The sequence below is a fragment of the Halomonas sp. BLK-85 genome, assembly GCF_044792155.1.
GTDB lineage: Bacteria > Pseudomonadota > Gammaproteobacteria > Pseudomonadales > Halomonadaceae > Vreelandella.
Window position 1 is genome coordinate 2090467 of sequence record NZ_CP087731.1, and the last position, 25699, is coordinate 2116165.

Here is a 25699-nt window from a genome sequence, read left to right on the forward strand (position 1 = left end):
CCCCACCCCACAACCAGAACGCCGCGCCCGGCTGGCCGGGCACGGCGTTATTTAAGCCAGGTACGCGTATGGATCAGGCTTCGCTATCACTTTCGGCCAGATCCACCAGTTCACGCACGGCAACCGCAAAGAGGGCAAAACCACTTTCACTGCCGCTGCGCACTTCCTCTATCAGGCGGCACCAGCGACGATGCAGATCGGCATGCTGATCAAGCCACTGCCCAACCCGCTCGTCCACGTCGTGGTTGCCGGTTTCAAGCTTCAATACGCTGGTCGTCAGCGCCAGCTGTTGGCGATCGATATCATCACGGAAGGTTTCCCGCGCCTGGGCCTGCCAGGCATCGCGCACGTCCAGCCGGGTGACCTGCTGAATCATCCAGGGCAGTTCCAGGCGGCTGCCCACTTCATAGAACACCTCAGCAACGCGCTGGGGCTTTTCGTTGACGTGACGCGCAGCCTGAATGATACCCAGCCCTGCATAAAGGCTGGGGGCTGCAGCAACGCTTCCAGCCAATTCTTCAGGAACACCCGCTTCCAGCAGTTCCTCACGGCGCTGCTGCCAGGCAGCCAGTTCTTCACCGCTCAGCAGCTCGCCAATGCCTTCCTGCAGCTGAGCCAGGCGTGGGCCAAAGTATTCGACGGCATCCTGAGTGGACAGCCCCAGATGCTGACGCAGGAACCAGCGGGTAGCGCGACGAACCATGCGCATCAGGTCCAGCATCATGCCGTACTGCACCTGGCTGGATACAACATTATCCAGCGCCTCGATGTCTGCCCAAAGACGCGGCAGGTTAAAGCTGTCACGCGCGACAATATAGGCTCGGGCAATATCGGCGCGGCCAACCCCGGTAGAGTCTATCAGGCGACGGACAAAGACCACGCCCATGTGATCCACCAGATCGTTGGCGACCTGGGTGGCGACAATTTCCCGCTTCAGGCGGTGCTCGTACATCTCGATGAGATAGTTATCCACCAATGGCTGCGGAAAAAGGCGTTCAAGATGCCGGCGAATGTAGGGGTCATCCGGTACCTCAGACGTGATCAGGTCACCTTTCAGCGTGCTCTTGGCATAAGAGATCAACACCGAGAGTTCGGGCAGGCTCATCCCTTCGCCGTTGCCTGAACGTTCTTTGAGGACGTCATCCTGCGGCAGGAACTCAAGCTCGCGATCAATCTGCCCCACCGCCTCAAGCTCACTGATGAAGCGCCGATAGGGACCGATCCCCTGCTTGGATATCAGAGCCGACAGATCCAGAGCCTGGGTCTGACGGTAGTTGTCGAGAATGACCAGGTCCGCCACTTCATCGGTCATGTCAGACAGCAACCTGTTACGCTGCTTCTCGGTCATGTCACCCCGCTTGACCACTTCATCAATCAGGATCTTGATATTGACTTCATGGTCGGAGCAATTCACGCCACCGGCATTATCGATAAAATCGGTATAGACCCGCACGCCCTTGTTGGCGGCCTCCATACGGCCCAGCTGGGTAAACCCCAGATTACCCCCTTCTCCGATAACCCGGCAGTTCAGCTCACAGCCGTTAATGCGCAGCGCATCATTGGCCTTATCGCCCACCTCGGCATCGGTTTCCTCCGAGCCTTTCACGTAGGTGCCGATACCACCGTTCCAGAACAGATCAACCTTCGCCTTGAGCATGGCACGGATCAGGTCATTGGGGGCCATCTGGGTGTCACTGATGCCAAAGACGTCCTGCATCTGCGGCGTGATGCTGATGGATTTGGCGCTGCGGCTGAAGATACCTCCCCCTTCAGAAATCAGCGACCTGTCAAAATCTTCCCAACTGGAGCGCGACATATTGAACAGGCGCTGGCGCTCTGCAAAAGTCGTAGCGGCATCCGGACACGGGTCAACAAAGATATGCAGGTGGTTGAAGGCACCCACCAGCTGAATATGTTCGGACAGCAGCATGCCATTGCCGAAAACATCGCCGCCCATATCACCCACGCCTACCACGGTGAAATTGTCACGCCGGGTATTCAGCCCCAGGTTACGAAAATGGCGCTCAACCGACTCCCAGGCACCCCGCGCGGTAATCCCCATTTTCTTGTGGTCATAACCATTGGCGCCGCCGGACGCAAAGGCATCACCCAGCCAGTGACCATATTCAAGCGAGATTTCATTGGCAATATCCGAGAAGGTAGCCGTTCCCTTGTCGGCAGCGACGACCAGATAGGCATCATCGTCATCATGGCGAACGACATTTTCCGGGGGTACAACGTCGCTGCCTACCAGGTTATCAGTGACGTCCAGCAAAGCACGAATGAAGGTCTTGTAACAGGCAATGCCCTCTTTCTGTATGGTTTCCCGATCAGCATTTTCGGGCATCCGCTTGCAGACAAAGCCGCCTTTTGCGCCGACCGGAACAATCACTGCGTTTTTTACCTGCTGGGCCTTGACCAGCCCCAGCACCTCGGTGCGGAAGTCTTCCCGCCGATCAGACCAGCGTAGCCCGCCACGGGCAACCTTGCCGCCGCGCAGATGCACACCTTCCACTCTGGGCGAGCAGACAAAGATCTCATAGGCAGGGCACGGCTTGGGCATGCCCGTCACTCTGGTGGGTTCCAACTTGTAAGCAATGTAATCCTTGAAACGCCCTGGTCCGACCAACTGGTAATAGTTGGTTCGCAGAGTCGCCTGGATCAGCTCCACAAAGCGTCGCACCAGCTGGTCATCGTTAAGGCTGGCCACCTGTTCAAGGTGTTCATTGATGCGGGCGAGACAGGCGCTGCTGTCGCGATCCTCGCACTGAGGGTCAAAACGCAACCGGAATAATGCCACCAGTTCACGGGTAATGTGCGAGTGGTTAGCCAGCGTAGAGGCAATGTAGTTCTGCGACATGCCAAAGCGAATCTGTTTCAGGTAACGCGCATAGCCGCGCAACATCGCCACTTCACGCCAGTCCAGGTTGGCACCGATGATCAGCCGGTTGAAGGCATCATTATCCGCTTCACCGCCCCAGATACGCTTGAATGCCTCTGTGAATGCCTCACGCATTTCGCTAAGGCTGAGGTCGGCGCCGCTGTGCTCCAGTTCAAAATCATGTATCCAGTAACGCTCGGAAAGGTCGTTGATCTCGTAAGGACGCTCACCAATGACCCGCAAGCCCAGGTTCTCCATCATCGGCAGCACATCCGACAGGGGAATCTGTGAATCGCGATGGAACAACTTAAGGTTCAGCCCACCACCCTGCTCCTCCAGCGGGCGATAGAGCGACAGCGCCAGATCATCGCCCTTGTCCAGTGCCAACAAATGCTGGATATCAAACACGCCGGTCCGGGCACTGAAATCCTCCCGATAGCTGGCAGAGAAGGCGCCACTGAAGCGCTCCATCAGCCGGTTGGCACTTTCTTCACCAAAGCCCTCAATCATGGCGGCCTGAAGCTCATCCTTCCAGCTGCGCGCCAATTGTGCGACCTTTTGCTCGATACGCTTCAGGTCAAACTGGCATGGATTATCACCATTGAAACGCAGAATCAGCTGAATACGCGCCAGTACCGATTCGGACAGATAGGTATTGAAGTCACCAAAATGTGCATCCATCTCTTCGCACAGCAGATTCTGGATACGCTGGCGCAAGTCAGTGGAAAACACGTCCCGAGGCACAAAAATCAGGCAGGAATAGAATTTGCCACTCACATCCGCACGCACAAACAGACGCACCTGACGGCGTTCACGAATATTGAGAATCCCCAGTGCTGTTCCAGCCAGGGATTCGGTCGAGGTCTGGAAAAGGTCATCACGTGGATAGACTTCCAGCACCTGCAGCAACTGTTTGCCGTTGTGGCCCTGAGGATTGAAGCCGGCAATATCCATCACCGCCTTCAGTTTTCGCCGCAGAACCGGAATATTACGCGGTGACTCGTTATAGACAGTGGCCGTAAACAATCCAAAGAAACGCCGCTCACCCACCACATTGCCGTCGTCGTCATAGCGGTCAACCGTGATGTAATCAGGGTAGGTGGGGCGATGAACCCGGGAATGGTGAGCACTTTTGGCAAACGATAAAAGCTGCGGCACGAGGACATAATTGTTGTTCTCATCAATGCCCTGCTCGGTTCGGATGCGTTCGCAGTAGCGCGGATAATCCAGCCGGAATACGCCCAGAACACTAGCATTGTCGCGGACCAGTTCACCGTCCTGCAGGGTGTATTCATCATAGCCAAGGTAAGTGAAATTATCCTTGAGCATCCATTCCAGAAACGCAATAGCCTCTTCGTGGTCATCCGGATCGATCTGAGGCGGGCAGACTTTCTCAAGTTCCTGGATGGCCTCCCGGGTCCTCGCGCACATGGCGTCGTAATCCTTCACTGCCGTACGCACATCGCGCAGAACATCATGGAGATTCTGCTCGATAACCGTCAGGGCATCGCGGTCCGTATGACGATCTACTTCGATAACGATCAGCGATTCACGGCTGTCAGGCGCATCGTCATCCCGGGATGAGACCAGTCGCTCAAGTTGATACTGGTCGTCACGCTCCACGGCCATGACAGCGTTCTGGATGGCATGGACGGTCAAACCACGCCGATTAAGCTCGATGCGCACAGAGTCAACCAGAAACGGCATATCCGTATGCAATACCGCCACAAAGGTGTGAGTTGACTGCCAACCATGCTCTTCAAAATCTGGATTGAACACCGCCACCTTGGGGCTTTCCGGTTCATGGTGCTGAAGAAATTGCCAGATGGACAACGTGGCCCCATAAAGGTCATCCAGCCGCCGGTCAACCAGATCTTCGACAGGCACGGTGGCATAAAACTGCCGTGCAAACGCATCAATCGCCGCCGCTCTGGCGGGGTCCAGACGCGATTCCAGCCGTTCCTTTAACTGTTTGAGAAGATCCTGTCGGCTTTCTTCAATCGCAATGTAATGCATTTATCACCTCAACTGCCAAGGCCATTACCGGCCAAAACGAAGATCGTCGGCTGTTAAGCCACCAAGGCGTCGAGCCTACGTGACCTGTTCGGACAACCCCAGCCAACTGACGTCTTACTCATGACGCATACTCATTGTGCATTGTTATCCATACGCGGCTACGGCTGGTACTCTCGACGGGTTAACAGTACCCCGGCCTCCATATGATCCGTGAACGGAAACTGGTCAAAAAGCGCCAACCGTTCTATACGATGCGTCTGAGTCAGTATGGCCAGATTTTCAGCCAGTGTCGCAGGGTTACATGAAATATAGACAATCGAAGGATAAACGCTGATCTGATGACAACTGGCTTCATCCAGCCCGGCGCGCGGCGGGTCTACCAGAACCGTCGAAAACTGATAGTCCTGCAGCGCCATGTCGGCAACCCGCCGGCCGCCTTTCTCTCCTTTCAGCGCCTGGGCAAATTCTTCTGCTGACATCCTGACCACCTTAGCATTGGTGATACCGTTTGCAGCAAAATTCACCTTGGCGCTGGCCACCGAGGTGCGAGAAATTTCTGTCGCCAATACCCGCCGAAAGTTTTCCGCCAGGGCCACAGTAAAATTGCCGTTGCCGCAATATAGCTCAACCAGATCACCTGACTGGCTTCCGGCGGTTGCGGATCGCGCCCAGCCGAGCATTTTCTGGCAAATAGTGGCGTTAGGCTGGGTAAAGCTGTTTTCAACCTGCTGGTAGTGCCATGGCTGGTCGTCGACTTCCAGCGTCTCCCATACATGATCACGGCTCAACACTTTACGCTGTTTGCGAGAGCGCCCGATAATCATGATACCCAACGACTTTTCCAACGCCCGCGCTTCTTCTTCCCAGGCATCACCCAGCGGTCGATGATAGATAAGCGTGACCAATGCCTCACCCGACAGAGTGGTCAGAAATTCCACCTGAAACAGACGATGGCGCAGTTCCTGGCTGGCCAGAAACGCATTGCGTAGCAAGGGCATCAAGGCATTTATCTGGGCACTGGCCACCGGATACTGATCCAGCCTGACCACCGCTTTATTGGCTGGGTTTTCAGGGTCCACCTCAAACATGGCGTAAAACAGATCGTCGCCTTCATGCCAGATTCGAAACTCACAGCGCTGACGGTAATAACCGGGGGGTGATTCCAGGACCTCCAACGACGGAGGCGAGAATTCGGCCAGCAAGGCTTCAAGGGTTTCACGCTTGGCATTCAATTGTTCGCTATAGCGTTCGGGCTCAACCACTGGGATTGCCAAAGATAAACTCCTCTTGTTAAACGGGTAATAATCGACAGGTAATACGTGTGAATGGATAGAGCAAGCAGCTTGCTTGTCAGATTACGTCTGGGTATCAGTTTTTCAGATGCAAAAGCTCTGGTGGTGCAAAGCCATAATCCGCCAGGCCCGCACACAGGCTGTCTGCAGTCGCTGTGGTAAAGCTGCGGTTATCATGATGCCCAAGGTTAAATGTTTCGCTGACTTGCCCTACTCGACGTGCGATCGCTGCTCCGGAATCTACCCAGTTCAGCGCGACAGGAGACAGGGCTTCCAACCAAGGCAGCATCAATGGAAAGTGAGTACATCCAAGCACGACCGTATCCATAGGTGGAGTATCACGAGCCGCCTGCCATAGCGGGGTCAATATGGCGTTCAAACGCATCTGACTAGGTGGGTACCCGCCTAGCCAACGCTCAGCTTCCACCACCAATCCATCGGCAGCGACACGTGTAATGCAGCAGTCACTGGCAAAACTATCAATCAGGGTCTGTGTGTAAGGTCGTCTCAGCGTGGCCGAGGTCGCCAGCAGCGCAATATGGCGGCTGGTTGATAGATGGGCCGCCGGTTTTATGGCAGGTACGGTCCCGACCACAGGAATCGTCAGCGCAGCGCGAAGCTGCTCGAGCGCCAGCGTGCTGGCCGTATTGCAGGCCACTACCAGCACACTCGGCTGACAGGCTCCCACCGCCGCCAGACAGACAGCGACAATCCGTGCGGTCAATTCGTCATCCTGACGAAGCCCATAAGGCAGCCAGGCATTATCACATGCATAGCAAAACGCTGCCCCAGGATAGGCGCAGCGTAATGCATGAGCGACCGAGAGGCCTCCCACACCTGAGTCAAAGATTAAAATGGGGCCGGTCATGACGGCTTGCCCTTATCAGCACACACATAAAAACGGAGCGGCCAATGATAGCACGCTCCGTTGTAAGCCTTGAGAGTGGCCAGGCACCCTCGTGGCCATGTCAAACCACGGGTACGTCGGCACCTTTGAGTTTGGCATACAGTTCCGGGTAAGCCTGCTGCAGACGCCCCAACTCTTTTTCTGTACCCTCCGGCAACGCCTGACGCAAGGCGGCAATATCGTCTTCATCAAACTGCTTTTCAACCAGCGGAAACAGATTTTCACGCTCCTGGCGCAGATAGGAGCGGTGGGCTGCCAGATACTGCCTCAGGTCTTCTGCAAAGCGGTCCATGGGTAACACCATGTCCATCAGCACGGTATCAATATCTGCAGAAAGCCGCTCAAGCCGTGGCTTGAGTCTGCGATAGTCACTCAGCATGTTATCGACTTGCGACACCTGATCCGGCGCTTTAGCCTGTAAGCGCTCAACCAATACGCGTTCCAGTGGTGCGGTAAAATCCTCCATGTAGGCCAGAATATAGTCCACCACTTCGCGCATTAACTGAAAGTTGGGACGCTCCCCCTTTTCAAGCTTTTTCTGTTTAAGCTGCAGGACGTGGAGCATTCGCGCCATATTGGCATGATCCAGACGCAGTTGATTAAGCATGTTGCCGCCTCCTTTTATCTCAGGCTTGCCGCTGGGGTATAGCCAGTGACACGCAATCTTCGCTGGAAAAAGCAAATCCTGATCTACCAGCGTTATTATTAGATTTCGTTACTGTCAGGTGAAACACAAGCAGTCTAGCAGGGCTTTGTAGAGAATAACGAATACAGTAGCCTGTTACAGCCCTCGTTAACAATGTTGACTTTCTAAGGACAATAACACCCCCGTTTTGTTCATACCCGTACATGGAGCCAAGATGGATCTGTTTACCCAGACAAGTGACTCAGCCAATGACACTCCTTTGGCCTACCGCATGCGTCCTGTCACCCTGGATGATTATATCGGCCAGCAGTCACTCGTGGGCATTGGTAAACCGCTGCGCCGAATGGCCGAATCCGGTGTGGTTCGCTCAATGATTCTGTGGGGCCCACCAGGCGTTGGTAAAACCACACTGGCGGAAATACTGGCACGCGCCTCTGACTCCCATCTGGAAGCCATCAGTGCCGTGATGGCGGGAGTCAAGGACATACGCAACGTCGTAGAACGTGCCCGCCAGCGGCCCGAAGAAACGGTAATTCTCTTCCTGGATGAGATTCACCGCCTTAACAAGGCGCAGCAGGATGCCCTTTTGCCGCATGTTGAGTCCGGCCTTTTGACCCTGATCGGTGCCACGACTGAAAATCCCTCCTTTGAGGTGAATTCAGCCCTGCTGTCTCGAGCGCGGGTTTACGTACTCACGTCATTAAGTGAAAGCGAACTCGTTGACGTATTACGTCAAGCGCTCAACGATCCTCAACGTGGCCTTGGCCAGAGACATATTCGGGTCGATGATGGTGTACTCGACATCCTGGCGCGCGCCAGTGCGGGCGATGCCCGCCGGGCGCTTGGCTTGCTGGAAACCGCGTGTGATTTCACCCAACCGCGACAGGATCACGAGCACCTTGGCCCTGAGGCATTAACAGACATACTGGGGCATTCGGCCAGCGCCTTTGATAAACAGGGTGATGCCTATTACGACTTGCTATCGGCATTACATAAATCCGTGCGTTCGTCTCGGCCCAACCCTGCCTTGCTGTATATGGCGCGGTTTATCCAGGGCGGCGGTGACCCGCTGGACGTGGTTCGACGTTTGGCAGCCATTGCGTCCGAGGACGTTGGCAATGCTGACCCACGCGCCCTGCCTCTGGTGATGGCCGCCTGGGATGCCTATTTAAGACTGGGGGATTACGAGGGACAGCGGGCAATAGCTCACGCCCTGATCCATCTTTGCGTGGCCCCGAAAAGCAACCGTATTGATCTGGCCTGGAAAGCTGCCCAACGCTATGTTCGCCAAACATCCGGGCTTGAGGTGCCCGGCTACCTGCGCAATGCGCCCACCCGTTTGATGGAACAGCTGGGGCACGGCCAAGGGTATCGTTATGCGCACCACGAGCCGGATGCCTATCCGGCCGGTAGTAATCACGATTGCTGGCCAGACTCTCTGGACCGCGAGGAATTCTACCAGCCTAGCCTGTATGGCCAGGAAAAACGCTTTGCCGATATCATGGCCTGGCGCCAGGCTATGGACGAAGCGGCTGATAGAGGGGACGTCCCAACGGAGCCTAGGGGTCCTCACGAATGACATCCGCGCCTTCCGGGATGTCAAAGGTGAAGCGTTCATCGTCAATAGCATCATTCTGGCGGATGGCACTGAAAATTATTGCCGTACGTTGGCCGGTACTGTCCGTCATCCACAGCTCCGTCAGCGTTTCGCCTTCAAACATCAGATTAAGTTCTTCAAACAGGGTATCTGGGGTTGAAGGCACCAGCGTGAATGTGTCTTGATCATCTTTCTCGTAGTGCACATCGTAACTTGCTGTCAGATCGTCAATATTGCCAGAAAGCAGTAACGCCGGTGTATGGGTGACACGTTCATCAACGGCCTGGACAGTCACTTGTTCCAGATCCGGGTCGTACAGATAGACATCTTCACCGTCTGACATGACGGTCTGCGAATAAGGCGCATCAACCTCCCAACGTAACAGCCCGGGGCGCGCCAGCCACATCTCGCCCTGCGCTTCCTGAAGGTTATCGCCACTGCCATCCAGAATTTTCTGCTCAAAACTGGCGTGATAGGTTTCCAGCGGTGCCAGGCGCTCACTCAGGCGTTCAGCAACATCCTGCGCCCAGGTGTTTGAGCTGACCATCAACCCAAGCGCCGTGAACGTCAGCATCAGCCCCAAAAAGCGCTGACGGTTAACAGAAGGAACAGCGTCAGTCGTGAGTGCCACAACAGGCGTATCAGTGCGATTCATAGCGATTTCCTTTATCTTCCTGAAGGATGAGTGTTCATCCTCAATAAGGTTGTTGTGGTCTCAGACGCTCGCTGCGCCGCAAGGTTTCACCTACGGCGTGGTTTTCTTGATAGTTGCACGATTGGGGATCAGTGCCCTGTGGGCGCATTAGCCAATACTTCACGCTGACCATTGGACCCCATGGAAGACACAACGCCTGCGCTTTCCATGGCATCCACCAGGCGTGCTGCCCGGTTATAACCAATCTTGAAGCGACGCTGAACAGCAGAGATCGAGGCTTTGCGGGTTTCAGTGACAAACTGCACGGCTTCGTCGTAAAGCGCATCCTGCTCGGCATCATCATTATCTGTTCCTTCCGCCTCCAGCCCTGCCAACGCATCCGCTGATACCCCGCCGGTCAGTATTTCCTCAATGTACTCAGGCTCGCCACGCAGCTTCCAGTCCTCAACAACGCGGTGAACTTCATCATCATCGACAAAGGCGCCATGTACGCGATTGGGCGGTCCCGAGCCGGCAGGTAAATACAGCATATCGCCATGGCCCAGCAGGCTTTCAGCGCCGCCCTGATCAAGAATTGTCCGCGAATCAATTCGGGACGACACCTGAAATGCCATACGAGACGGGATATTGGCCTTGATCAGACCGGTCACCACATCCACGGAAGGCCGTTGCGTGGCCAGGATGAGATGAATCCCGGCAGCACGCGCTTTCTGCGCCAGTCGAGCGATCAATTCTTCCACCTTCTTGCCCACGATCATGAACATATCGGCAAATTCATCAATGACCACCACGATGTAGGGCAGCTTTTCCAGTACCGGGGGCGCCTGATGCATTTCCCAGGGCTGGGGCTCCCAGAGAGGGTCAGCCACCTGGGCACCCGCCCTGTCTGCCTCATCCAGCCGCGAATTGAAGCCAGCAATGTTGCGGACTCCCATTGCCGCCATCAGCTTGTAGCGGCGCTCCATTTCAGCCACGCACCAGCGCAGGCTGTTGGCGGCTTCTTTCATATCGGTCACGACAGGTGCCAGCAAATGTGGAATGCCGTCATATACGGATAGCTCCAGCATTTTAGGGTCGACCATGATCAGGCGCAGTTCATCAGGCGTGGCTTTAAGCAACATCGAAACCAGCATGGCATTGACCCCCACCGACTTACCTGAACCCGTTGTGCCGGCTACCAGCAGATGAGGCATCTTGCCAAGGTTGGCCACGACAGGGCCACCGCCAATATCCTGGCCCAGCGCCATCGTCAGCGGGGAAGTTTCCTGTTGGTAGAGATCAGAATCAACGACCTCACGCAGGCGAATCATGGCCCGATTAGGGTTAGGGATTTCGATACCGACAGTCGGACGGCCAGGAATCACTTCGACCACGCGGACACTTTTTACCATCAGCGACCGCGCCAGGTCCTTCGCCAGGTTGGTAATCTTGGAAACCTTGACGCCAGCGGCCGGCTTGATTTCAAAGCGGGTAATGACCGGACCTGGCCAGGTATCCACAACCTCGGCTTTGACGCCGTATTCCTTCAGACGTATCTCCAGAAGTTCTGCCATATCGGCCAACTGCTGTTCGCTGTAGTTGGGTTTTTGCGGCTCGGGTGGCGTCAACAGGCGCAGGCTGGGCACGTCACCATCAGGCTCTGGCATGCCCTCCAGTACCGGACGCTGATTTTGCAAGTGTTCAACGGTCCATAGCGTCATGCTTTCATCATCCACCGGGCCAGCGGTTGATACCGATGGAGGAGCTGACGCTCCCAGCATGGATGCTGGCTCTTGTTCTCTCGGGTCACCTGTTTTTGATAATTCACCTTCCGTCTGCGGCTCAGCAGCAAAAGCTGATTCCAGGGCTTGCGGCCAGTCAGGGTCGTCGTCCAACACCGGTTCCGGGACAATTTCCGGTACACGTCTTTCAGGCACAGGCTGTTCAGAAACTGCTGCTGTCCTCTCATTGGCATCGGGCGCCTGCTCAGGCCCGGACGCTGAAAACGCAGTTGATTCAGACGGCCATTCAGAGCCAAGTCGGGGTTCAATACGCTCGGGAAATTTTGCAGTCACTTCTTCATGGGGGGCCGAAGTATTATTCTCAGATGCTGTAAACGCAGCCGGATTAATGGCGTGGCGAGATGGCTCTGGAACGCTTTCAGCCGTGTTGTTATCAGCGTTGTCCTCAAGCCTTTCCACGCCACTGTGCGCAGCACGCTCGACAGCGGAATCTGCGACGCCGGGGGAAGCGTTGCTTTCAGAGGTGGTGGGTCTTGGTGAATCCTCAGCCGCAAGAGCAGACTCTGTATGCCGAGAGGCTGTCAGGCGTGTGGCTGCCCAGGCACCACCGGCTGCAGTAGCGCCAGCAGCAGTTCCCAGGGAGACACGCGGCTCTCGTTGTGGGCTGGCTGATTCAGCAGATGCGGGCTCATCTGCCGAAAAGACAGGCTGCTTTTGAGTGCCAGGCGTTTCTTGCTGCGAGTCATCATCACCCAGATATGGCCTGCGCTTGGCTTGATGCTCGCGGCGCTTTGTCTCCAGGCCGCCGAGCAGTTGACGTACCCGACGTCCCAGCCGACATGCCTGATGCCCGATTTCATCCGTCAGTTCAAGCCATGAGACGCCGGTAAGAATCGGAAAACCACCCAAAATCAGGGCCCCTGCCACCAGGCCAACGCCTGAGTGGCTCAGGACCGGCAACAGGGTAGTGACCAGACCTTCACCAATAATGCCGCCGGCGCCGTAAGGCAGAATGCTATCCGGACTGAAGAAATGCTGGGCACCCAGCAGGGTGGTGCCCAGCAGAAGCATCACAAAGCCGGCTACACGCACGGCCAATGCCAGCATATCCAGTCTAAATGTGACCTGGCGTGAACGCATCAGCCACCAGGCAGTAAACGCCAACACCCCAGGGAACCAAAGTGCACTGGAGCCCAATAATGAATACATGACGTCCGCCAACCATGCACCCAGTGCGCCCATCCAGTTAGCCACCTCGGTTTCGGGTCCTCGATACGACCAGCCCGGGTCGCCAGCCTGATAACTGAACAACGCCAGGAGCAAAAATACACAAAGTGCCAGCAGCACAATGACCACGGCCTCGCGTGCCACGCCCTGCAGGCGAACACCGACATGCCTGGCTCCTGCCTTTGCTTTGGCCTTGGCGACATTAACCCGCTCAGACGATGCCTTGGGTGTTCCGCCTGAGCCCTGCGACGCTTGCCTGTTAACAGTTTTTTTCACGTTCAAGCAATTCTCCCTTCATACCTGACACTGACAGCCACAACCCGCAAGAAGTCTTTTCCAGCGCTGCGGCCATAAACCCTATCGAAAATGATCGCCGGATCAGAACACACTTTTCAGACAATTCGGCAACAGCCCGTCTTTCGTCGCGTGCAAGGGCGTTCTTTTTCAGATAGCTACTTGGCGCTTGCGCTCTGCCATCATACCGAGCATCCTTTTGCCGTCACAGGGTCTATTACCACTGTTGACAATTGAGGTTGAGAATAACAGAGATCCGATTCCATTGGTTCATCAGCTCATTTCAGGGAGCCCTTATGCTACCTTGGCTGGATAGTACATCACCCTGCTTTCCTGACGTATCCATGGCACTCGATAGCCCTGACGGCCTGCTGGCGGCGGGCGGTGCATTAACTCCCCCCTGGCTGGTAAGCGCCTACCGTCAGGGAATCTTTCCTTGGTTCAGTGAAGGAGATCCTATCCTGTGGTGGAGCCCTAATCCAAGAATGGTGCTATATCCTGAAAATTTCAGGCAAAGACGCAGTCTCACCAAACGCTTACGCAATGGTGGCTTCTCGGTCACCCTGGATCAATGCTTTGAAAGGGTCATCTTGGCCTGCGCTGCGCCGCGTCAGGGTGAAGCCGGCACCTGGATTACCGATGAGATGCTCTCCGCCTATGCGCATCTCCATCAGGCTGGCATTGCTCATAGCATTGAAGTGCACCGCGACAACGCCCTGGTAGGCGGGCTTTACGGACTGGCCATGGGGCCAATATTTTTTGGCGAATCAATGTTTTCAAATCAGGCGGATGCGTCCAAGGTCGCCCTTGCCTACCTGACTGCGGCAATGCGCCAGGGGGGTGGCACCCTGATTGACTGCCAGATGCACACGCCTCACCTTGCCCATATGGGGGCTGAAACCATTTCTCGCACAAGCTTCATCAAGTATCTTGAACTATGCTTACCGCAGAGAGATTTCCGGTCATCTGCCGATCACGAGGAAGCACCCAGAGTACCTTCCTCAGCGTGGCTGGGTGCCCTCGCGGCACCGGACAATCAGGGACTGATAGAGACCGCCCACTGATACTTTCACTCATTCGCCATCAGGAGGCCAACCGTGAGCAGCAACACGCCACGTCGACCCGTGAGGGATTTGCGCTTCTTTCTGACAGTGCCACATGACTGTAGCTACCTGCCTGACCGCGAAGCGACCACCCTCTTTCTGGATCCTCAGGAAGCGCCTCTGCCTGGCGTTTACGACTCACTGTCATTGCTGGGTTTTCGTCGCAGCGGGCGGCACCTCTACCGCCCACATTGCGAAGGGTGCAATGCCTGCCGCTCGGTGCGCATTCCGGTTGAGCGCTTTGAGCCAAACCGCACTCAGCGCAGGGTGTTGCGCCGCAATTCAGACATTCAGACCCGTGTCGTGAATGCCAGCTTCAACAGTCGCCATTATGCCCTGTATGCAAATTATATCTGTCACCGGCATGCTGACGGCGACATGTATCCACCCAGTCACGAGCAGTACCGTACTTTTTTGACGCTTAACGAGCCTTATGCCTTTCTGCTGGAGTTCACCCTCGGCGATGAACTGGTAGCCGTCGCGGCTTTTGACCAGCTTGAACACGGTATTTCTGCGATCTATACCTTTTTTGCCACTGACCCAGCCTTCGAGAAACGCTCCTTGGGGACACTGGCCATTCTGAAACTGATTGAAATAGCCAGAACGCAGGCACTGCCCCATCTGTATCTAGGCTACTGGATCGAAGAGTGCCGTAAAATGAACTATAAAAAACACTTCTCGCCAGTTGAAGTACTGAGTGGGCGTCATTGGCAACCTCTGATAACGTGATACGCTTTTTTGCCTAAAAAAAGTAAAGCTTTTTTGCCTTGTTGGCGGGCTTGCGGCACAATATAGCGCTGTTAATGCCCATTTGGGCAAATACCGATTGTCTCTATCGGTGTACTGAGTCATTTCAGTGCTGATATTGAGTATGTTCAGTACTTGTTGTCAGTACTCACTTAAAGCACTACAAGCGAGGATCTGCCTATATGGCACGCGAAGACCATATTGAAATGGATGGTGTCATCGTTGACACCCTACCCAACACCATGTTCCGTGTTGAACTGGAAAACGGCCACGTAGTCACTGCCCATATCTCCGGAAAAATGCGCAAGAATTATATTCGCATTCTGACCGGCGACAAGGTCAAAGTTGAGTTGACCCCGTATGACCTTTCCAAAGGACGGATCGTCTACCGTTCGCGCTGATGGCGGCTCCATTCTGTCGCTAATATTCCTCACGTCGCACGAACGCCTGGTCGCGGAACTGGGCTCTCACAGGCTGCCTGGTAAAAACCTTCATGCTGGCCGATACAAAAAAGGCCCAGCCTAACGGTATTGATTTTCTGCCCCTGAAGACGAAAACGCCCCGTCAATGACAGGGCGCTTTTTTAAGCCTGAAAAGGCGTTGATTCGTTCAGCCCCCGTCAGGGCGCATCAGCCATTTCAGGCTCGGTTGACAGATGCAGCTCATTGTCTCCAAGGCTGACATGCACAATGCCACCGTACTCTGCCAATTCACCAAACAGGATCATTTCGGCCAACGGCTTTTTCAGCTTTTCCTGAATCAAGCGCGCCATCGGACGGGCCCCCATATCTGGGTCATAGCCCTGTACGGCCAGCCAGTCTCTTGCCTGCTCATCCACTTCAAGCTGAACGCGCTTTTCATCCAGCTGAGCCTGCAGCTCAATCAGGAACTTGTCGACCACATTACGCACCACATCGGTTGCCAGCTCGCTGAACTGAATAATACCGTCAAGGCGGTTGCGGAACTCGGGTGAGAAGGTGCGACGGATAACTTCCATGGCATCCGTTGAGTGATCCTGGGTCTGGAAACCGATCGAGCGGCGCGAGGCCTGCTCGGCACCCGCATTTGAGGTCATGATCACGATGACGTGACGGAAGTCTGCCTCGCGGCCATTGTTATCCGTCAGGCGACCATGATCCATCACCTGCAGCAGCAGATTGAAGACCTCAGGGTGCGCTTTTTCGATTTCATCCAGCAACAGAACACAGTGCGGCTGCTTGGTGATCGCCTCGGTCAGCAGGCCACCCTGGTCGTAACCCACATAGCCGGGCGGCGCCCCGATAAGGCGTGAGACAGTATGCCGCTCCATGTACTCAGACATATCAAAACGTACCAGCTCAATGCCCATGATATGCGAGAGTTGCCTGGCGACTTCGGTCTTACCGACACCTGTCGGACCGGCAAACAGGAAGCTGCCTACCGGTTTGTCAGGTGATTTCAGGCCGGCTCTGGAAAGCTTGATGGCCGCCGTCAGGCTGTCAATGGCTTCATTCTGGCCAAACACCAGCATTTTCAGGTCACGATCAAGGTTTTCAAGCAGTTTACGGTCGGAGCTTGAAACACTCTTCGGCGGAATCCGTGCAACCGATGCCACCACGGCTTCCACCTGATCTACATCAATGGTATCGACGCGCATTTCTGAGGGCAGCATACGCTGATGGGCACCTGCCTCATCAATAATATCGATTGCCTTATCCGGCAAGAAACGGTCATTGATATAGCGGTCGGATAAACGCGCAGCAGACTCCAGAGCACCATCGGTGTACTTGAGTTCGTGATGTTCCTCAAAGCGCGAACGCAGACCTTTAAGAATTTTGATAGTGTCATCCACAGACGGTGCCAGCACATCAACTTTCTGGAAACGACGCGCCAGGGCACGGTCTTTCTCGAAGATACCGCGGAATTCCTGGAAAGTGGTCGACCCAATACAACGCAGCTCACCCGATGACAGTAACGGCTTGAGCAGATTGGAGGCATCCATCACACCACCAGAGGCGGCGCCGGCCCCAATCACCGTATGAATTTCATCGATGAACAGAATCGCGTTAGGCAGCTTTTTCAGTTCCGCCAGCAGACCTTTGAGGCGTTTTTCGAAATCACCGCGGTATTTGGTACCTGCCAGCAGGGCGCCCATATCGAGTGCATAGACCACCGCGTCAGAAATCACCTCGGGTACATCTTCTTCAACGATGCGCTTAGCCAGGCCTTCGGCAATGGCCGTCTTACCCACACCTGCTTCACCTACCAGCAGGGGGTTATTCTTGCGCCGACGCGCCAGAATCTGCACCACTCGCTCAAGTTCGTGGTCACGTCCGATCAATGGGTCAATCTTGCCTTTTTTGGCTTCTTCATTGAGGTTGGTGGCATATCCTGTCAACGGATGCGATGCCGTCTCACCGCTGCCTTCTTCGCTTTCTTCCTGCTCTGACTGCGATGGTGAAGGAGAGGCGCTATGCCCGGCCACCTTGGAAATTCCGTGGGCAATATAGTTCACCGCATCGACACGGGCGACACTTTGCTGTTTCAGGAAATACACCGCCTGGCTTTCCTGCTCGGAAAAAATGGCGACAAGCACGTTAGCGCCGGTGACCTCGCTCTTACCTGACGACTGAACATGGAAAACAGCACGCTGCAGCACCCGCTGGAAGCCAAGGGTAGGCTGCGTTTCGCGCTCACTCTGGCCTTCAGGGATTAACGGCGTTGTTGAGTTGATAAAATCCTGCAGATCAGACCGCAGTTTATCCAGATTGGCCCCGCAGGCTTTCAGCACATCGACCGCTGACGCGTTGTCCAGAAGCGCAAGCAAAAGGTGTTCAACGGTCATGAACTCATGGCGTTTTGAACGCGCCACGGTGAAAGCCGTATTCAGGGTCAGTTCAAGTTCTTTGCTCAGCATGGCAGTCCCCTTCTCGCTTAGACCCAACCGGCTCGATTTTCTCGGGTCAGATTGAATCAGTATAATTGACCGTCACTCTCAACATCGGGCACAACGTGCGTGGTTGCAAGCCTCGGATAATAAAATCGTTCAACGCTATCAGTCAGCTGCCTCTATATCACTCATCAATGGATGCTCACATTCACGCGCATATTCATTAACCTGATAGCTTTTGGTTTCGGCAATGTCGCGTGTGAAAATCCCGCAGGTCGCCTTGCCTTGGGTATGTACAGCCAACATCACTTGAATGGCTTTTTCATGATCAAGGTCGAAAAAACTCTGCAATACTTCAACTACAAACTCCATTGGGGTGTAGTCGTCATTATGCAACACCACCTTATACATGGGAGGCTTTGCCAGCTCGGGCTCGGCAGGCTTTACGGCCAGATCGCCATCTTCATCAGGCTGTGACGGTCGCGTCATGCCTGTCATCTTGATAGCGTCAGCGCCACGCCTGGCAGTTGCATCGCCTGGCAGCAGGTATAACGTCGGCGACGATGTGGCGGTCGATAAGAACATAGTGAATTGGAATCGCATAAGAAGCATTAGTTCAATTATTTACCTTGGGTACCCGGTGACGAACCTTGTGCAATAACTATACACGCTATGTCGCTATTGTACATACAAGGTTCAGAAAAGCACTACCCGCAAAAAACCCCTCGCCCACCAAAGCGAACGAGGGGTATGACAGCGTTAACAGGCGAGAAGCCCAGCAGTTGCCGCTATTGGCTAATGCAGAATTAGCCGTTAGCCACCATGGAAAGAGCTTCATTGAGTGTTTTGCTTGGACGCATGACCTGATTGGCCAGTTCACCGTTGGGATGATAATAGCCCTCAAGATCAACCGGCTGCCCCTGAACGCCGTTAAGCTCTGCCACAATAGTGTCCTCATTGGCTTTCAGCGTATCAGCCAAACGAGCAAACAGGGCTTTCATATCCGCGTCTTCATCCTGAGCCGCCAGGGCTTGCGCCCAATATAGCGCCAGATAGAAATGGCTACCGCGGTTATCAAGCTCACCGACCTTGCGCGAGGGCGATTTATTGCTTTCCAGGAACTGGCCAGTCGCTTCATCCAGCGCGTTGGCCAGCAGCTTGGCGCGGTCGTTGTCAAAACGCTTGGCAAGGTGCTCGAGAGACGCCACCAGCGCCAGGAATTCGCCAAGACTGTCCCAACGCAGGTGATTTTCTTCAAGCAGTTGCTGCACGTGCTTGGGGGCGGAACCACCGGCACCGGTTTCAAACAGGCCGCCACCGTTCATCAGGGGGACGATGGACAGCATCTTGGCACTGGTACCCAGCTCAAGGATCGGGAACAGATCGGTCAGATAATCGCGCAAAATATTACCAGTGACAGAAATGGTATCCAGACCACGAGTGACACGCTCCAGGGTATAGCGCATGGCCCGTACCTGGGACATGATCTGGATATCCAGCCCTTCGGTATCGTGATCCTTGAGGTAGGTTTTGACCTTCTTGATCAGCTCATTCTCATGGGGACGATAAGGGTCGAGCCAGAAAACAGCTGGCATGCCGGAATCCCGGCAACGGTCAACAGCCAGCTTGACCCAGTCACGAATCGGTGCATCCTTGACCTGACACATACGCCAGATATCGCCTTCTTCGACGGTCTGGGATAGCAGCACTTCACCGGTGTCAATGTCTGTAATGTTGGCGGTGCCCGCTGCCGGCGCTTCAAAGGTCTTATCGTGAGAGCCGTATTCTTCCGCTTTCTGCGCCATCAGGCCGACATTTGGAACAGTGCCCATTGTGGCTGGATCAAAGGCGCCGTGCCATTTGCAGAAATTGATCATTTCCTGATAGATGCGCGCGAAAGTGGACTCCGGCATGACGGCCTTTACATCCTTAAGTCGACCGTCAGCACCGTACATCTTGCCACCTGCACGAATCATTGCCGGCATGGAGGCATCCACGATCACATCGCTGGGTGAGTGGAAGTTGGTAATACCGCGCGCCGAGTCCACCATGGCCAACTCAGGACGCTCGTCATGGCAGGCGTGCAGGTCGCGGATAATCTCGTCGCGCTGGCTCTCAGGCAGGGTGTGGATCTTTTCGTAGAGGTTGGCAATACCGTTATTGACATCCACACCCAGTTCATCAAACAATTCGCCGTGTTTCTCAAAGGCTTCCTTGTAGAAAATCTTGACGCAGTGGCCGAAAACGATGGGGTGCGAGACCTTCATCATGGTGGCCTTGACGTGCAGGGAGAACATCACTCCCGTCTTGCGAGCATCTTCGATCTCGCGCTCGTAGAAGTCCATCAGCGCTTTCTTGCTCATGAACATGCTGTCGATGACTTCACCTTCCTGCAACGCAACCTGAGGCTTGAGCACCAGGGTTTCACCGTTTTCAGCGATCAGTTCCATCTTGACGTTACGCGCACGATCCAGGGTCATCGATTTCTCACCGTGGTAGAAATCGCCTTTGTGCATGTGCGACACGTGGGTACGCGATGCCTGGCTCCACTCGCCCATGGAGTGCGGGTACTTGCGTGCATACTGTTTGACCGCCTTGGGGGCCCGACGATCAGAGTTGCCCTCACGCAGCACCGGGTTGACCGCACTGCCCTTGACCTTGTCGTAACGCGCCCTGACATTCTTTTCTTCATCAGTGCTTGGCTCATCCGGATACTCGGGCAGTGGATAACCCTGTTCCTGCAGTTCCTTGATCACGGCACGCAGCTGCGGCATGGAAGCGCTGATATTCGGCAATTTGATAATGTTGGCTTCAGGCACCTTGGCCAGAGCACCCAGCTCGGCCAGGTGGTCGTCGATGCGCTGCTCTTCGGACAGGTAGTCAGGAAACAGGGAAAGGACGCGGGCCGCCAGGGAAATATCCCGGGTTTCCACCTCAATACCCGCAGCATCCGTAAAGGCATCGATAATCGGGAGGAAGGAGTAGGTCGCGAGTGCAGGTGCTTCATCGGTGAGCGTATAAATGATCTTCGGCGTTTTAGGCATTGTGCATTAACCTCTTTTGTCTATTGCTGTGATGATAAGAATCCGGAACGATGCGACAGAAAACCTTGCCGCGATGCAGACAGGATTGGTTTGTATGGCGTTCCCGGTTATCAGTTGATGCGTGTGCCACCATCATAATAGCTGCGGCAATTAGACGCAGCTGCAGAATAAAAATTGTTTAGAAGTATAACAGCGCCCCATTCTAATCACATGAGAGATTGTCGACAAACCAGGGACATACAACCAAAGAAATTATGAGCACCCTATATTTACTGCATAAGCCGTATCGTATGCTATCGCAGTTTACCGACAAACAAGGCCGCGCCACATTAGCCAATGTTATAGAAGTGCCCGGGATTTACGCGGCAGGACGACTGGATTACGACTCGGAAGGCCTGCTTCTGTTGAGCGATGATGGCAGCCTTATTCATCGTATTGCTCACCCGCGCCATAAGCTGCCCAAAACCTACTGGGCACAGGTGGAAGGTCAGCTTGATAACACTGCCCTGCGCGCTCTGGCCAAGGGCGTTGAATTAAAGGATGGCCTTACTCAGCCTGCCAGGGCGCGGCGCATTGAGCCGCCCACCATTGCGCCGCGCGACCCAATGATTGATCCCAGACGCCACCCGGATACCAGCTGGTTGGAGTTGACCATTACCGAGGGCCGCAACCGTCAGGTGCGCCGTATGACGGCTCATGTCGGCTTTCCGACCCTGCGCCTGATTCGTGTCGCGATTGGCTCATGGCGGCTTGATAACCTCAGACCAGGTGAATGGCGCAAAGAAACGCTTCACGCGCCTGCCAACAAGGCGCACCGCCCCGCCAAGGCCAGAACAAGGAAAAAATCATGAGCATTCGCGCCACCGTTGCCTGTGTGATCGAACACAATGGTCGCTTTCTGATGGTCGAGGAACAGCGTGACGGCCCATCGACAGTGTTCAATCAACCCGCTGGCCATATTGAACCGGGTGAAGGACCGATAGCCGCCATCCTGCGCGAAGTCACCGAAGAAACCGCCTGGCGCGTGCGCTTGACGGGCTACCTGGGGCTTTACGTGTTCATTACGCCCGAAGGTCTGACCTTTCATAGCCATGGGTTTATCGCCGAACCGACTGAATTCATGAACACTTTGCTGGACCCGGACATTCTCGCTACCCACTGGTTGAGCAGCGACGACATCAAGGCGCTCGATGACCAGCGGCGATTGCGCAGCCCGCTGGTACGAGCAAGAATTTCCGCCGCCCGGGAAAAGCGCATCTATCCGTTAAGCGTGATTCATGAAAACACCGCAAATCAGTAACTATCAGACTCGAAGGCGCTCATCAGCATCGTGTATAATAGATCGCTATTTATAGACTGTTGTACATGGTTGTCTTCTCAGGACATTGCATAAGGCATTATGTAAACAGGCATAAAACCATTTTCAACCGAGGATGCCCATGACATCCACTCAAGGCAAAGTCATCGTTGGTATGTCCGGCGGCGTCGATTCCTCCGTTTCCGCTCTGCTACTGCTTGAACAAGGCTATCAGGTTGAAGGCCTGTTCATGAAAAACTGGGACGAAGACGACGGCACCGAGTACTGTACGGCCAAAGATGACCTGATTGATGCAGCGGCGGTCTGCCGTAAGCTGGGAATACCCCTGCATACCGCCAATTTTGCCGCTGAATACTGGGATAATGTATTTGAGCATTTCCTGGAAGAATATCGCGCCGGGCGCACGCCCAACCCGGATATCCTGTGTAACCGCGAGATCAAGTTCAAGGTCTTCCTCGACTACGCCAAAAAACTGGGGGCTGACAGGATAGCTACTGGTCATTATGTTCGCCAGGCGATCAGAAATGGCCGTCCACGCCTGCTCAAGGGCCTGGATGACAACAAGGATCAGAGCTATTTCTTGCATGCAGTGCCCGAGGCTGCCATTGCACGCACGCTCTTTCCCGTGGGTGAACTGGAAAAACCTGCTGTACGCGCCCTGGCCGAACAGCACGACCTGATTACCGCCCGGAAAAAGGATTCCACCGGCATCTGCTTTATAGGCGAACGACGATTCCGTGATTTTCTCCAGCAGTACCTGCCTGCGCAACCCGGACGAATAGAGACGCCCGAAGGCGATGTAATCGGCCAGCATATGGGGCTGATGTATTACACCCTGGGCCAGCGCCAGGGCCTGGGAATCGGTGGGCTTGCCAACTACTCGGAAGACCCCTGGTATGTGGCCACCAAGGATCTTGGTCGCAACGTGCTTGTCGCGGTGCAGGGCAAGCACCACCCCCTGCTTTATTCCAACGCGCTGGCAACCGAAGCCATGGAGTGGGTAGCAGGCACGGCGCCTGCAGAACAGGGCCGGTTCACCGCCAAAACCCGCTACCGTCAACAAGATCAGCCCTGTACATTACGCAGCCTGCCGGACGGCAGTGCCGAGGTTCACTTTGACGAGCCACAATGGGCCGTCACTCCGGGACAGTCACTGGTGATCTACGACGGAGACATCTGCCTGGGTGGCGGTGTCATCCGTACAACTTGGAATGCCCAGGAGGCGGCTGCATGACATCGACGACCCCTATTCACACAGCCCCGGACAGCCCGGTAGCCCGCCAGACCCTGGCACTGGCGGGTGTATTCCAGGCGGCCAGCCTGGTGGATGAGCTGGCGCGTACAGGCCAGGTGGATCAACGTGCCTGGGACACCCTGATCCAGGCGACCGTGAATACCCATCCGGAAAGCTTTGAAGCCATCTACGGTGGCCACCCCAACAATCTGCGCCGTGGCCTGGATACACTGGAAGCCCTCTCGGGGCGCCAGCAGGCCAACCCGGCAGTACTGCGCTACGGTTTCACTCTGCTGTTACTGATGAACAAACTGCGTAACAATAGCCAGATGATGGATCAGCTGGGCGAGAAACTGTCACGTATCCAGAGTCAGGCCGAACATTTTGGCAATACGCATGAGAACGTGATTGCCAGTCTGGGGGAGGCCTATCAGGAAACACTTTCAACGCTGAAGACGCGCATTGTGGTGCAAGGCGACCCCTCCATGCTGCAAAGCCGCATGATGCCGGAACGGGTTCGCGCCTGCCTGATGGCCGGCATCCGCTTTGCCTTGCTTTGGCATCAACAAGGTGGCCGTCGCTGGAAGCTGGTCTTCCAGCGCAAGGCCATGCGTCGCGCCCTGGATGATCTAAGCTGAGCCGCTGACGGCTTCATTTTTCGAACCTGTAGTTCAGTTTCAAAACCGCACACCATATTACGCCTTTTTGCTGACGACCTGGAATCACTGCCCATGCAACTCTCTGCCCTGACTGCCCTTTCCCCTGTTGACGGCCGCTATGCCTCAAAAGCCGAATCGCTGCGCGAACATTTCAGTGAATTTGGCCTGATCCGTGCCCGCGTGATTGTTGAGGTGCGCTGGCTGCAGCGGCTTGCGGAACATACCCAGATTGTTGACGTTCCCCCGCTTTCGGCGCAGGCCACCGCCTTTCTGGAAAGCCTGGTACGTGATTTTTCGGTTGACGATGCGCAACGTATCAAGGACATCGAACGTACCACCAATCACGACGTGAAAGCGGTTGAGTATTTTCTGAAGGAAAAGGTGGCCGACCAGCCTGAGCTCCATGCAGTCACCGAGTTTATCCACTTTGCCTGTACCAGTGAGGACATCAACAATCTTTCCTATGGCGTGATGCTGGCAGACGGCTTGGCCGCTTTGCTCCCCGAGATGCACCAGGTGGCCGATGACATTGCCCGCCTGGCCAACGCGCATGCGGGCCAGCCGATGCTCTCCCGCACTCATGGCCAGACGGCCAGCCCCACGACTCTGGGCAAGGAAATGGCCAATGTCGCCTACCGTCTCAAGCGCCAGCTTAAACAGATCGAAAGCGTGGCCATACTTGGCAAGATCAATGGCGCGGTAGGCAACTATAATGCTCACTTGACGACCTACCCGGAAATTGACTGGGAAGCCAACGCCCGCAGTTTTGTGGAAGGCCTGGGGCTAAGCTTCAATCCCTATACCACCCAGATCGAGCCCCACGACTATATTGCCGAACTGTTTGATGCCATCTGCCGCTTCAATACCATCCTGATCGATTTTGACCGCGACATATGGGGCTACATTTCACTCGGCTACTTCAAGCAGAAAACCGTGGAAGGTGAGATCGGCTCGTCGACCATGCCGCATAAGGTCAACCCGATTGATTTTGAAAACTCCGAAGGCAACCTGGGCCTGGCCAATGCGATTCTTGCCCACCTGGGTCAGAAACTGCCTATCTCACGCTGGCAGCGCGACCTGACTGATTCCACCGTCTTGCGCAACCTCGGCGTTGGCCTGGCCTATGGGCTGATTGCCTACCATGCTTCGCTGAAAGGCATCAGCAAGCTCGAAGCCAACCCCGAACGCCTTGATGCCGACCTGGACAACAGTTGGGAAGTTCTCGCCGAACCGATCCAGACCGTCATGCGTCGTTACAATATTGAAAAGCCCTACGAAAAGCTCAAGAAACTGACCCGCGGCAAGCGGATCGACCAGGCAGGATTTGCCGCTTTTATTGATTCACTTGAGTTGCCTGACGACGTAAGAAGCAACCTGAAAGAACTCTCGCCTGCCCGCTATATCGGCAACGCGGAAGCACAGGCCAAGGCACTGCTGGCTCATATTGAAGCTTTGTAACCCAGCATCACTGATTTCGATTTTTTTTGCT

18 protein-coding genes are annotated in these 25699 nt (G+C 55.1%); 9 read left to right on the plus strand and 9 right to left on the minus strand.

From position 1 onward, the window contains the following. Window positions 1-73 precede the first annotated feature (73 nt). The 4 genes from LL947_RS09435 to LL947_RS09450 all read right to left on the minus strand — a co-directional run bounded on the left by LL947_RS09435 (window position 74) and on the right by LL947_RS09450 (window position 7703). Entirely contained in the window at window positions 74-4897 is a 4824-nt protein-coding gene (locus LL947_RS09435; RefSeq protein ID WP_499833032.1) for an NAD-glutamate dehydrogenase, read from the minus strand. A 158-nt stretch (window positions 4898-5055) separates the two neighbouring features. Next, window positions 5056-6171, minus strand: a complete 1116-nt coding sequence (gene trmA / locus LL947_RS09440; RefSeq protein WP_404413528.1) for a tRNA (uridine(54)-C5)-methyltransferase TrmA — start codon at window positions 6169-6171, stop codon at window positions 5056-5058. Between the two features lie 94 nt (window positions 6172-6265). Further along, window positions 6266-7057: a glutamate racemase gene (gene murI, locus LL947_RS09445; RefSeq protein WP_499833033.1), complete on the minus strand. Its 792-nt coding sequence runs from the start codon at window positions 7055-7057 to the stop codon at window positions 6266-6268. Window positions 7058-7157: 100 nt separating this feature from the next. After that, window positions 7158-7703 (minus strand): hemerythrin domain-containing protein, encoded by a 546-nt coding sequence (locus tag LL947_RS09450; protein WP_499833034.1) that lies wholly within the window; start codon window positions 7701-7703, stop codon window positions 7158-7160. A gap of 253 nt (window positions 7704-7956) precedes the next feature. Here LL947_RS09450 and LL947_RS09455 point away from each other — a divergent pair, with 253 nt between their 5' ends. Then, entirely contained in the window at window positions 7957-9321 is a 1365-nt protein-coding gene (locus LL947_RS09455; protein ID WP_499833035.1) for a replication-associated recombination protein A, read from the plus strand. On the opposite strand, the gene lolA is transcribed toward LL947_RS09455, so the two are convergent. Both lolA and LL947_RS09465 read right to left on the minus strand, forming a co-directional pair. After that, window positions 9302-9913, minus strand: coding sequence for an outer membrane lipoprotein periplasmic chaperone LolA (lolA, locus tag LL947_RS09460; RefSeq protein ID WP_404417958.1), 612 nt, complete (start codon window positions 9911-9913; stop codon window positions 9302-9304). The genes LL947_RS09455 and lolA overlap by 20 nt on opposite strands. 209 nt (window positions 9914-10122) lie before the next feature. After that, a complete protein-coding gene (locus LL947_RS09465) occupies window positions 10123-13218 on the minus strand; it encodes a DNA translocase FtsK (RefSeq protein WP_499833036.1) in 3096 nt (1031 codons plus the stop codon). A 314-nt stretch (window positions 13219-13532) separates the two neighbouring features. Between LL947_RS09465 and aat the strand changes: the two genes are divergently transcribed. The 3 genes from aat to infA all read left to right on the plus strand — a co-directional run bounded on the left by aat (window position 13533) and on the right by infA (window position 15487). After that, window positions 13533-14300: a leucyl/phenylalanyl-tRNA--protein transferase gene (aat, locus tag LL947_RS09470; RefSeq protein WP_404413533.1), complete on the plus strand. Its 768-nt coding sequence runs from the start codon at window positions 13533-13535 to the stop codon at window positions 14298-14300. 33 nt (window positions 14301-14333) lie between these two features. Then, entirely contained in the window at window positions 14334-15068 is a 735-nt protein-coding gene (locus LL947_RS09475; RefSeq protein WP_404413534.1) for an arginyltransferase, read from the plus strand. A gap of 200 nt (window positions 15069-15268) precedes the next feature. Further along, on the plus strand, window positions 15269-15487 hold the full coding sequence (gene infA / locus LL947_RS09480) for a translation initiation factor IF-1 (protein WP_066318014.1): 219 nt from the start codon (window positions 15269-15271) through the stop codon (window positions 15485-15487). Between the two features lie 218 nt (window positions 15488-15705). Here infA and clpA read toward each other — a convergent pair whose 3' ends face one another. From clpA to LL947_RS09495, 3 genes are all read right to left on the minus strand, one after another. Then, a complete protein-coding gene (gene clpA, locus LL947_RS09485; protein ID WP_290822477.1) occupies window positions 15706-17982 on the minus strand; it encodes an ATP-dependent Clp protease ATP-binding subunit ClpA in 2277 nt (758 codons plus the stop codon). Window positions 17983-18120: 138 nt separating this feature from the next. Continuing rightward, the gene (gene clpS / locus LL947_RS09490; protein WP_290822494.1) at window positions 18121-18453 is read right to left on the minus strand and encodes an ATP-dependent Clp protease adapter ClpS; all 333 of its coding nucleotides are present in this window, start codon (window positions 18451-18453) and stop codon (window positions 18121-18123) included. A gap of 308 nt (window positions 18454-18761) precedes the next feature. After that, window positions 18762-20999 (minus strand): NADP-dependent isocitrate dehydrogenase, encoded by a 2238-nt coding sequence (locus LL947_RS09495; protein ID WP_499833037.1) that lies wholly within the window; start codon window positions 20997-20999, stop codon window positions 18762-18764. A gap of 254 nt (window positions 21000-21253) precedes the next feature. Between LL947_RS09495 and LL947_RS09500 the strand changes: the two genes are divergently transcribed. The 5 genes from LL947_RS09500 to purB all read left to right on the plus strand — a co-directional run bounded on the left by LL947_RS09500 (window position 21254) and on the right by purB (window position 25668). After that, complete coding sequence (locus LL947_RS09500) at window positions 21254-21850, plus strand: pseudouridine synthase (RefSeq protein ID WP_290822480.1); 597 nt, start codon at window positions 21254-21256, stop codon at window positions 21848-21850. After that, window positions 21847-22299 carry an NUDIX domain-containing protein gene (locus LL947_RS09505; protein ID WP_499833038.1) on the plus strand — a complete coding sequence of 151 codons (453 nt, stop codon included), beginning with the start codon at window positions 21847-21849 and terminating at the stop codon, window positions 22297-22299. The genes LL947_RS09500 and LL947_RS09505 overlap by 4 nt, the downstream gene beginning before the upstream one ends. Window positions 22300-22438: 139 nt before the next feature. Further along, entirely contained in the window at window positions 22439-23551 is a 1113-nt protein-coding gene (gene mnmA, locus LL947_RS09510) for a tRNA 2-thiouridine(34) synthase MnmA (protein WP_499833039.1), read from the plus strand. Next, window positions 23548-24189 carry a high frequency lysogenization protein HflD gene (gene hflD, locus LL947_RS09515; protein WP_499833041.1) on the plus strand — a complete coding sequence of 214 codons (642 nt, stop codon included), beginning with the start codon at window positions 23548-23550 and terminating at the stop codon, window positions 24187-24189. Before mnmA ends, hflD begins: the two co-directional genes overlap by 4 nt. Window positions 24190-24282: 93 nt before the next feature. Further along, complete coding sequence (gene purB, locus LL947_RS09520) at window positions 24283-25668, plus strand: adenylosuccinate lyase (RefSeq protein ID WP_499833042.1); 1386 nt, start codon at window positions 24283-24285, stop codon at window positions 25666-25668. Window positions 25669-25699: the final 31 nt, after the last annotated feature.